Origin of the sequence: Mesorhizobium sp. M7A.F.Ca.ET.027.02.1.1 (assembly GCF_004022985.1) — a bacterium.
Classification (GTDB): Bacteria; Pseudomonadota; Alphaproteobacteria; order Rhizobiales; family Rhizobiaceae; genus Mesorhizobium.
Genome location: NZ_RZOL01000500.1, coordinates 1 through 3,966, shown reverse-complemented (window position 1 = coordinate 3,966; position 3,966 = coordinate 1). Strand labels below are relative to the sequence as shown.

Annotated in this window: 5 protein-coding genes; 4 read left to right on the top strand and 1 reads right to left on the bottom strand. The window is 61.1% G+C overall.

Annotated features, from left to right (window positions below):
- The coding region (locus tag EN749_RS32205) for a Fur family transcriptional regulator (protein ID WP_189367863.1) at positions 1-273 on the bottom strand (273 nt) is incomplete at its 3' end.
- A gap of 243 nt (positions 274-516) precedes the next feature.
- Between EN749_RS32205 and fabA the strand changes: the two genes are divergently transcribed.
- The 4 genes from fabA to EN749_RS32185 all read left to right on the top strand — a co-directional run.
- On the top strand, positions 517-1,032 hold the full coding sequence (gene fabA, locus EN749_RS32200; protein WP_013527885.1) for a 3-hydroxyacyl-[acyl-carrier-protein] dehydratase FabA: 516 nt from the start codon (positions 517-519) through the stop codon (positions 1,030-1,032).
- Positions 1,033-1,082: 50 nt separating this feature from the next.
- A complete protein-coding gene (fabB, locus tag EN749_RS32195) occupies positions 1,083-2,303 on the top strand; it encodes a beta-ketoacyl-ACP synthase I (protein WP_127318969.1) in 1,221 nt (406 codons plus the stop codon).
- 13 nt (positions 2,304-2,316) lie between these two features.
- Positions 2,317-3,129, top strand: coding sequence for an enoyl-ACP reductase FabI (gene fabI / locus EN749_RS32190; protein WP_127398611.1), 813 nt, complete (start codon positions 2,317-2,319; stop codon positions 3,127-3,129).
- 206 nt (positions 3,130-3,335) lie between these two features.
- A partial coding sequence (locus EN749_RS32185; RefSeq protein ID WP_145991089.1) for a GGDEF domain-containing protein occupies positions 3,336-3,966 on the top strand: 631 nt, incomplete at its 3' end.

Here is a 3,966-nt window from a genome sequence, read left to right as displayed (position 1 = left end):
GTTGGTGTCGAAATAGGTTTTCGCGCCCGCGACGGCGAGGATGCGCAAAAGTCCCGCCTGGGTGAACTGGTGAAGGGCATTGTAGACGGTGGCCAGCGACACCGGCACGCCGGCGGCAACCGCCTCCTCGTGCAGTTCCTCGGCCGACAGATGCCGGTCGCCCTTGGCGAAAAGCAGATCGGCCAGCGCAATGCGCTGACGCGTCGGCCTCAGGCCAGCTTCACGGACCCGCTTGTCCACAGCGACATTTTCCTTCCGGCCGTCCAGGTCCATCTTCTCGTCGAACCCCACAGTTCCGCCCCAAGACAGGCCCAGAATGGCAAAAAAATGAACGTCTGCCGAAACCGGACCTCTCAGGACATATATTCTGTCGTCCGAATGCGATCAATAGCGCGCATTGACCCAGGCAGACGAGCAGGTTAAGCGCAAACGCCGGTTTCCGGCCTGAAACAGATTGTGTTAGGAAACCAACGACAAGGGCACCCGATAGCCCGGAACGATATGGGGATGAGATTGATGGCGGGTAAATCCAGCTACGAGTACGACGAATTGCTGGCCTGCGCCCGCGGCGAACTGTTCGGACCGGGCAACGCCCAGCTTCCCTATCCGCCGATGCTGATGTTCGACCGCATCACCGAGATCAGCGAGACGGGCGGCGCCTTCGAGAAGGGTTTCATCCGCGCGGAGTTCGACATCAAGCCGGACCTGTGGTTCTTTGCCTGCCATTTCATCGGCAATCCGATCATGCCGGGGTGCCTCGGCCTCGACGCCATGTGGCAATTGACGGGCTTCTATCTTGGCTGGCTGGGCGAACCCGGCAAGGGGATGGCGCTGTCGACCGGTGAAGTGAAATTCAAGGGCATGGTCACGCCCTCGGTGAAGAAGGTCGAATATGGCATCGACTTCAAGCGCGTGATGCGGGGCCGGCTGGTGCTCGGCATCGCCGATGGCTGGCTGAAGGCGGATGGCGAACCCATATACGCGGCAACGGATTTGAAAGTCGGTCTGTCCAAGCAGTCGGCGGTTGGCTGACCGGCATCCCTGGCCAGCTCTCTGGCCAGCACCCCTGGAAGGAGTTGCGAATGAGACGTGTCGTAGTCACAGGCATCGGCATTGTGTCGTCGATCGGCAACAATGCCAACGAGGTGCAGACCTCTCTGCATGACGCCAGATCCGGCATCAGCTTCTCCGATTCCTTCGCCGAACACGGCTTCCGCTGCCAGGTCTGGGGAGCGCCGACGCTCGATCCATCGGCCATGATCGACCGCCGTGCGATGCGCTTCCTGAGCCAGGGGGCTGCCTGGAACCATGTCGCCATGGATCAGGCGATCGCGGATGCGGGCCTCGGCGAGAGCGACATCACCAATGAGCGCACCGGCATCGTCATGGGATCGGGCGGGCCATCCACCCGCACCATCGTCGAAGCTGCCGAAACGACGCTGAAGAACGGCAGTCCCAAGCGCATCGGTCCGTTCGCGGTGCCGAAGGCAATGTCGTCGACTGCATCGGCGACGCTTGCCACCTGGTTCAAGATCCACGGCGTCAACTACTCGATCTCGTCGGCCTGTTCGACCTCGGCGCATTGCATCGGCAATGGCTATGAATTGATCCAGTGGGGCAAGCAGGACATCATCTTTGCCGGCGGCCACGAGGATCTCGACTGGACGATGTCGGACCTGTTCGACGCCATGGGCGCGATGTCGTCGAAATTCAACGACAAGGCATCGACCGCTTCCCGCGCCTATGACGCCAATCGGGACGGCTTCGTCATCGCCGGGGGCGCCGGGGTGCTGGTGCTGGAAGAGCTTGAGCATGCCAAAGCGCGCGGCGCGAAAATCTATGCCGAGATCGTTGGCTATGGCGCGACGTCGGATGGTCACGACATGGTTGCCCCTTCAGGCGAGGGCGCGGTCCGCTGCATGCGCCAGGCGCTGGCCACGGTTTCCACACCGGTCGACTACATCAACACCCATGGTACCTCGACGCCGGTGGGAGATTCCAAGGAAATGGGCGCGATCCGCGAGGTGTTCGGCTCAGAGATGCCGTATATCACCTCGACGAAGTCGCTGACCGGCCATTCGCTGGGCGCGGCTGGCGTGCAGGAATCCATCTATTCGATCCTGATGATGCAGGGCGGCTTCATCGGCGAAAGCGCCCATATCGAGACCCTCGACCCCGAATTCGAGGGCATGCCGATCGTGCGAAAGCGCATCGACGACGCCAGGATCGACACTGTCTTGTCCAATTCGTTCGGCTTCGGCGGCACCAACGCCACGCTCGTTTTCCAGCGCTATTCCGCATAAGGATTTGCCGGCCATGGACGGATTGATGAAGGGCAAGCGCGGGCTTGTCATGGGTGTCGCCAACGATCATTCGATCGCCTGGGGCATCGCCCGGAAATTATCCGAACATGGGGCGGAACTCGCCTTCACCTATCAGGGTGATGCCTTCGGACGCCGGGTCAGGCCGCTGGCCGACAAGCTCGGCGCCTCGCTGGTCGTGCCGTGCGACGTCGAGGACAGCGATTCTGTCGCGGCCACGTTCGAGACTCTGGGCAAGGAATGGGGCGGGCTGGATTTCGTCGTCCACGCCATTGGCTTTTCCGACAAGAACGAGCTGAAAGGCCTCTACGCCGACACCAGCCGGGACAATTTCGTCCGCACCATGGTGATCTCCTGCTACTCCTTCACCGAGGTCGCCCGCCATGCGGCCACCTTGATGAAGGACGGCGGATCGATGATCACGCTGACCTATGCGGGGTCGGTCCGCGTCATGCCGAACTACAATGTCATGGGCGTCGCCAAGGCAGGGCTTGAGGCGAGTGTCCGGTATCTTGCGAACGACTACGGTCCGCGCGCCATCAGGGTGAACGGCATATCGGCTGGACCGGTGCGCACGCTTGCCGGCGCCGGCATTTCCGATGCGCGCCACATGTTTTCCTACCAGCAGCGAAACTCGCCGCTGCGCCGCACGGTGACCATCGACGAGGTCGGCGGCTCGGCGCTTTATCTGTTGTCGGATCTGTCTTCCGGGGTTACCGGCGAAATCCACTATGTCGATTCCGGCTATCATATCGTTTCCATGCCGACGCTCGACGAATTGAAGCAGACCGACGGCGGACGAGACTAACGCCTTCCGGCCAAAGGTGCGCGACGGTTTTGAAATGGCGGACATTTGAAGACACGAAGCTTAAAGCGCGCCAACTGAATCGTTTCAGCGCCAGGCGCATTGATCCGCTCAAGAAATACTTTCGGTCCAATAAAATTGGATTCATTCGCGGAAACTCATTTTAAGGAGATATCCGCTAGAAAGCCCCGTACTCAGGGGAACTTTCAATGCTCGCCGTCAGCAACCCGAAGCGAACACCGGTGTTCCGACTGCTCACCATAGCGAGTTCGGGTCTCGGCAGTTTCGTCCTCGGGCTCTGGGGCCTGAAGCTCGGTCTCGGCGATGGTTTTGCCGGCATCTCCGCGGACTTGATGGTCCCGGTGATGGCCGCTCTTTGCGCACTGGCGGCGTCGGTCGCCGCGATGTCCTTCTTCGCCGGCGTCGATGAATCGGCGGATTTCGTCTTCACGGAAACCCATTTCGACAAGCTGACCGGCCTGGTGGCACGCCCGGCGATGGTCGGCAAGATTGCCGAGGCGGCATGCGCGACCAGCCGGACCGGCGAGCCGATGTTCCTCATCGATATCGACATCGACCGCTTCAAGCAGATCAATGACGCCATCGGCTACAGCCAGGGCGACGAGTTGATCCGCGCCTTCACCAAGCGCTTGAAGACGTGCGTGCCACCGCGCGCGCTGATCGGACGCATCGGCGCCGGTGAATTCGCGATCCTGCTGCCCGACAATCAAGTCTCAGGGTCCTTGGAAAGCACCATAGAGAGACTCATCGACGAGATGATGGAGCCCTATGATCTCGGTACGCACCTGCAATCGGTCAGCCTGTCGGTCGGCATCGTGG